This is a genomic window from Chryseobacterium sp. SIMBA_028, from assembly GCF_046535285.1.
Lineage (GTDB): Bacteria > Bacteroidota > Bacteroidia > Flavobacteriales > Weeksellaceae > Chryseobacterium.
In genome coordinates this window covers 1-246 of sequence record NZ_JAWRWZ010000677.1, presented here as the reverse complement: position 1 = coordinate 246, position 246 = coordinate 1, and the positions used below count along the sequence as shown (strand labels likewise).

1 protein-coding gene is annotated in these 246 nt (G+C 61.4%); it reads left to right on the top strand.

Annotated elements, in window-relative coordinates:
• On the top strand, nucleotides 1-246 hold a 246-nt coding region (locus SCA31_RS24950; protein WP_410699636.1), incomplete at both ends, for a hypothetical protein.

The window sequence follows — 246 nt, the reverse complement described above, 5'->3', positions numbered from 1 at the left end:
CATCGCAATTCCGGTATCCGTCTTCGAGCGTCACGACCATCAGGACATGGTGCCGGCGACCGACGACGAATACATCTGGACGCCCGAGACGCTGCGTGACGCCATCGCTGCCCTCGATTACGACATCCCGTCCTACTTCTGGGGTCACGCTGGAACCGGCAAGTCTACCGCCTGGGAACAGTTCTGCGCCTTCACGAACCGTCCGTTCATGCGTGTCCAGCACACCGCGAACACGGAAGAGGCCCA